The 5,006-nt window shown below is 37.6% G+C and carries 5 protein-coding genes; 3 read left to right on the top strand and 2 right to left on the bottom strand.

The features are described from left to right. Window positions 1-1,627, top strand: a 1,627-nt coding sequence (locus tag QNJ66_RS25950) for a sister chromatid cohesion protein PDS5 (RefSeq protein ID WP_300511559.1), incomplete at its 5' end; no start/stop codon positions are given. Window positions 1,628-1,750: 123 nt separating this feature from the next. Continuing rightward, on the top strand, window positions 1,751-2,551 hold the full coding sequence (locus QNJ66_RS25945) for a hypothetical protein (protein WP_300511557.1): 801 nt from the start codon (window positions 1,751-1,753) through the stop codon (window positions 2,549-2,551). Here QNJ66_RS25945 and QNJ66_RS25940 read toward each other — a convergent pair. Beyond that, the gene (locus QNJ66_RS25940; protein ID WP_300511556.1) at window positions 2,548-3,003 is read right to left on the bottom strand and encodes a GNAT family N-acetyltransferase; all 456 of its coding nucleotides are present in this window, start codon (window positions 3,001-3,003) and stop codon (window positions 2,548-2,550) included. The two genes, QNJ66_RS25945 and QNJ66_RS25940, sit on opposite strands and share 4 nt — an antisense overlap. Before the next feature lie 157 nt (window positions 3,004-3,160). Here QNJ66_RS25940 and serS point away from each other — a divergent pair, with 157 nt between their 5' ends. Further along, window positions 3,161-4,444 carry a serine--tRNA ligase gene (gene serS / locus QNJ66_RS25935; RefSeq protein WP_300511555.1) on the top strand — a complete coding sequence of 428 codons (1,284 nt, stop codon included), beginning with the start codon at window positions 3,161-3,163 and terminating at the stop codon, window positions 4,442-4,444. 15 nt (window positions 4,445-4,459) lie between these two features. Here serS and QNJ66_RS25930 read toward each other — a convergent pair whose 3' ends face one another. After that, a complete protein-coding gene (locus QNJ66_RS25930; protein ID WP_300511554.1) occupies window positions 4,460-4,906 on the bottom strand; it encodes a DNA-binding protein in 447 nt (148 codons plus the stop codon). Window positions 4,907-5,006: the final 100 nt, after the last annotated feature.

Here is a 5,006-nt window from a genome sequence, read left to right as displayed (position 1 = left end):
TGTTCGCAGTAGTGCAGTCTATGCTTTGGGTAAGATTTGGGACAAGTCACCAGAAACCCTTGACGCTCTGAGGATTGTCCTCACGGGGGAGAATCGGGATGATAATCCTTCTGTTCGCAGTAGTGCAGTCTATGCTTTGGGTAAGATTTGGGACAAGTCACCAGAAACCCTTGACGCTCTGAGGATTGTCCTCACGGGGGAGAATCGGGATGATAATCCTTCTGTTCGCAGAAGTGCAGTCTATGCTTTGGGTAGGATTGGGGACAAGTCACCAGAAACCCTTCAAGTTCTGAGGACTGTCCTTACGGGGGAGAATCGGGATTATAGTGCTGATGTTCGCGACAGTGTAGCCTATGCTTTGGGTGAGATTGGGGACAAGTCACCAGAAACCCTTGACGCTCTGAGGACTGCCCTCACGGGGGAGAATCGGGATTATAGTGCTGATGTTCGCAGCAGTGTAGCCGATGCTCTGAGTAAGGTTAGGGACAAGTCACCAGAAACCCTTGACGCTCTAAGGACCGTCCTTACGGGGGAGAATCGGGATTATAGTGCTGATGTTCGCAACAGTGTAGCCTATGCTTTGGGTAAGGTTAGGGACAAGTCACCAGAAACCCTTGACGCTCTAAGGACCGTCCTTACGGGGGAGAATCGGGATGATAATCCTTCTGTTCGCAGTAGTGCAGCCTATGCTTTGCGTAAGATTTGGGACAAGTCACCAGAAACCCTTGACGCTCTAAGGACTGTCCTTACGGGGGAGAATCAGGATGATAATCCTTCTGTTCGCAGTAGTGCAGCCTCTGCTTTGGGTGAGATTGGATTAGAACTTACCGATATTAGAAACGATCAATCAAAACTATCAACAAAAGATTTAGACAGCTTTATTAAAGAATTTGAAAGCATTCTAAAAGCTTTAAAATCTGACAAGGAATTTTTAAATGAGAATGAATATTCAATAAAAAATATCAAGCGAACCATTGATATTCTTAGGGAAGAAAAACAATCCCGTCACTATAGACATATTGTTGAAAAAACGGGTTATTTGTTGCTTATTCATGGTAGTTTCTGGCTACTTTTAATCTTTTGTTATCCTAAATCCCCTTTTATCCAAGCGATCTTTTTTTGGAACCCAAAAGTTCGTAAATGGGCAGGTTTATACTATGTTGATTTTGCCTTAACTTGGGTTCCTTTTTTACGTTCGAGACTGTTTTCTCCTTTTAAAGATTCTTTATTAGCTGATGCTCATTTAGATAGCTTTGACATTAATGCCTATTTTCCTAATTCTCATGTTAAACAGAAAGTAGGAACAATTGAAAGCAAACCCATACCAGAGGTTATTCCTGAAATCAAAGGTCAACTAATTCTTGAAGGAGAATCAGGTTTAGGAAAATCAATGTTTCTACGAGATTTAGCGAAAAAGTCGCAACGTATTGTGGTTTATCTTCCTGCTAAAAAATGCGATCAAGGGGTACTCGAAGCCATTAAAAATAAACTGCATGGCCATGTCAAGGAAGATCCTAATTTTTTAAAGAATCTTATTTATAGTGGTGCTATAGATATAGCAGTCGCCAAAGCTATTAGGACATTTTTCTGTTCCCTGTTCCCTGTTCCCTGTTCCCTTAAAATATAATTTATGTGTCCTAACTAGCCTGTCTATTGCTATATCTGTATTGATGGGTTAAATGAAGTCACACCCGATACCAGAGCAACGATTACTCAGTTTTTAGAAAGTTACTTCAAAGGCAATATTATTATGGCAACCCAACCTTTAGAATGGACACCACCTTCTACAGCTAAAAGTTATATTTTGCAACCTTTACAAGAGAATCAAATCGAAGACTTTTTATGTTCTCGAACAAAAATTTTACCTCAAGATGCACCCCTTCAAGAAACAGAATATAAAGAAGTTTGTCGAGATTATTTAAGAAAAATATTATTACAAAAACAGTCTCATGAAGAAAAAAATGCCATCCGTCGAATGCTTTCTAATCCGATGGAATTAACCATTATCGCTCAGATGTTAGCTGAAAATAAAACTCCCAATCTTTTGAAGTTACAACAAGAACAATATGAAATGATGGCAGAAGATTATGATCAGTTATATCCAGTTAAAAAATTCCCGTTAAAAGATTTTTCTGAAGTAGTTTATCAAATGCGACTTAATGATCAATACACAATACCTGCTGAAAATTGGCAAAAAGAATTACAATGTATGGAACGCTATAAAATGGTTATTAGTCGTCAAATAAAACAAAAATCTACAAGTAAACAAAAAAATATAACCAACATAGAATGGTATTTTCGTCATGATAAAATTCAAGACTTTTTTGTTGTACAAACTTTTCTAGAACCAGAAAATAAACACAGACTACTAGATCATATCAGTGATTCTCGATTTCGTGGGGTTTATTTTCTCTTAGCAACTATGATGCCATTCGATGCTGCTAAAAAACTACGAGAAGAGTTAATTCAATATGCTGCTGATACCAAAGATCATACCGTTAGTGATACCTTTATCCAGTTATTCCGTAATCGACAACTTGCCTATGTTTAATAACTCACAGTACCATCACAAATCATCAACTTATATTTACCATCATGATCATCAAACCAAAATTTTTCATAATAAGGAATCATTTCGGGTAAACAAATTAACATAAATATTCTAACATTTTTTAATTGAGAATGATTCAAAACTTCGTTCATTAATTGACTGCCTAAACCTTGTTTTTGGTAGTTTGATGCTACCATCAGATCCCAAATAGTAGCCCGATAAATGTAGTCAGTTAAAACACGAGTAAATCCCACTAATTTTCCGCTTTGTTTCTCACAAATTCCCAGGTTAATATCCGAGTTTTTCAACATAATATTAATATCTGGGGGTTGCCGATCATGACACCACCATGCAAGTTTATAAAGTTCGCATAAATCTTCAATTTGAGCAGCATTGAATTGTTCAATAATTTCGTAACTCATAATAGTATAAATAATAATAACTTTAGACAAGTTTCTAATTGACCTACTCTATCATTGTTGTCAAAATAAGTAAAACTTATTTTTTTAAATAGATAAAATCAACAAGTTAGGTAAAAAGTTATAGATCAATGCAGACATAATCAGCTATTCTAACAAAGGGACTGTATAGAAAAGGGTAATATTGTCCGTGCTAGACCTTAAACAGATACGAGAAACTCCAGACACCATACAAGCATTACTAAACCGTCGTAGTGCCTCGGATCAATACGATCTGACTCCTATTTTAGAACGCGATCGCACCACCAGGGAACTAGAATCGATTCGTACTGAATTACAGGCCCGCAGTAATGAGATAGGTAAATTAATTGGACAGAAGATTAAAAGCGGAGTTGATCCCAAAGGAGAAGAAATTAAAGCTTTAAAAGAGGAAGGAAATACCGTTAAAACTAAACTTAGTGAACTCGAACCCCAAGAAAAACAATTAAAAGCAGAAATCGAAGAATTATTATTACAATTACCGAATCTTCCCAGTGAGTCTACTCCTATGGGAAAAGACGAAACGGAAAACGTAGAAATTCGTAAATGGGGGGATGAGTTTTTACCCAAAATTGAAGTATTACCCCATTGGGAAATTGCTGAAAGATTAGGTATTTTAGAAGTAGAGAGAGCAGTAAAAATTGCTCAAAGTCGTTTTATTGCTTTAGTGGGTGCTGGTGCAGGCTTAGAAAGAGCATTGATCAATTTTATGTTAGATCAACAGATTGCAGCAGGATATTTAGAAGTAATGCCCCCCGTTTTAATTAATAGTGCAGCTTTACAAGGAACGGGACAATTACCAAAATTTGCAGAGGAAAGTTTTCAGGTTCCTGAAGATGATTTATGGTTAGCCCCAACAGCAGAAGTTCCTGTTACCAATTTGTACAGTAACGAAATTTTAGAAGCCGAAAAATTACCCATTAAACACTGTGCATTTACCCCTTGTTTTCGTCGAGAAGCTGGTAGTTATGGTAAGGATACTCGGGGACTAATTCGACTGCATCAATTCAATAAAGTAGAATTAGTTAAAGTAGTCCATCCTGAAACATCAGAAGCAGAACATCAACAATTAGTCAAAGATGCAGAAGCAATTTTACAGGCATTAAAATTGCCTTACCGAGTCTTAGAATTATGTACAGGTGACTTAGGTTTTGGGGCAACAAAATGTTATGACTTAGAAGTTTGGTTACCCTCTTCTAATAGTTATCGGGAAATTTCCAGTTGCTCTAATTGTTGGGATTTTCAAGGAAGACGCGCGAACATTCGCTTTAAAGAAAAAGGGAAAAAAGGGACTCAATATGTCCATACTTTGAACGGTTCCGGGTTAGCGATCGGTAGAACTATGGCCGCTATTTTAGAGAACTATCAACAAGCAGATGGAACTGTTAAGGTTCCTGATGTTTTGCAACCCTACTTAAAACGAGACATTTTATAGAATTTTTAATTGAATTTACAACACTTCTATAAAGCTATTCATTTGCAAGGGAATATCTGGGTCAATCTCAAACCATAGTGTTGCGCCACAGTTTTTCTGGTGTTCTGGATCATAAATCAGTCGGCCAACCCCTGGAATTCTCACCTCATTACACAAGAAACTATGTCCCCCCATTTTCACGGCAATCACGGGGTACTGGGTCTTATTGTCGCGATTATATCTGAGTATAGTCTGAATTACATGGATAAAGGTCATTATTTCTTGTTTGCGTATTCGCCAGCGACCTTTTGGTCCTTTATTTTTACGGCTTATTTTTGGCATCCCATCAGAAGATACAGGGAATTGCCAGTGACCATTTTCTTTATAGGCTCCTTCAATACGACCGTCTATAGCTAGTTTTCGGACACGCTGAACGGACAAATGAAGTCGACAAGCAGCTTGAGTAGTTCCAATATATAGCAATAGACAGGTTAGTTAGGACACATAAATTGTATTTTAAGGCAACAGGCAACAGGCAACAGGCAACAGAAAAATGTCCTAATAGCCTTGGCGACTGCTATAT

The sequence above is a fragment of the Crocosphaera sp. genome, assembly GCF_030064895.1.
In the GTDB taxonomy this organism is placed as follows: Bacteria; Cyanobacteriota; Cyanobacteriia; order Cyanobacteriales; family Microcystaceae; genus Crocosphaera.
Note: the sequence above shows the minus strand (reverse complement) of the source record. Positions and strands in the feature narration are given on the sequence as shown.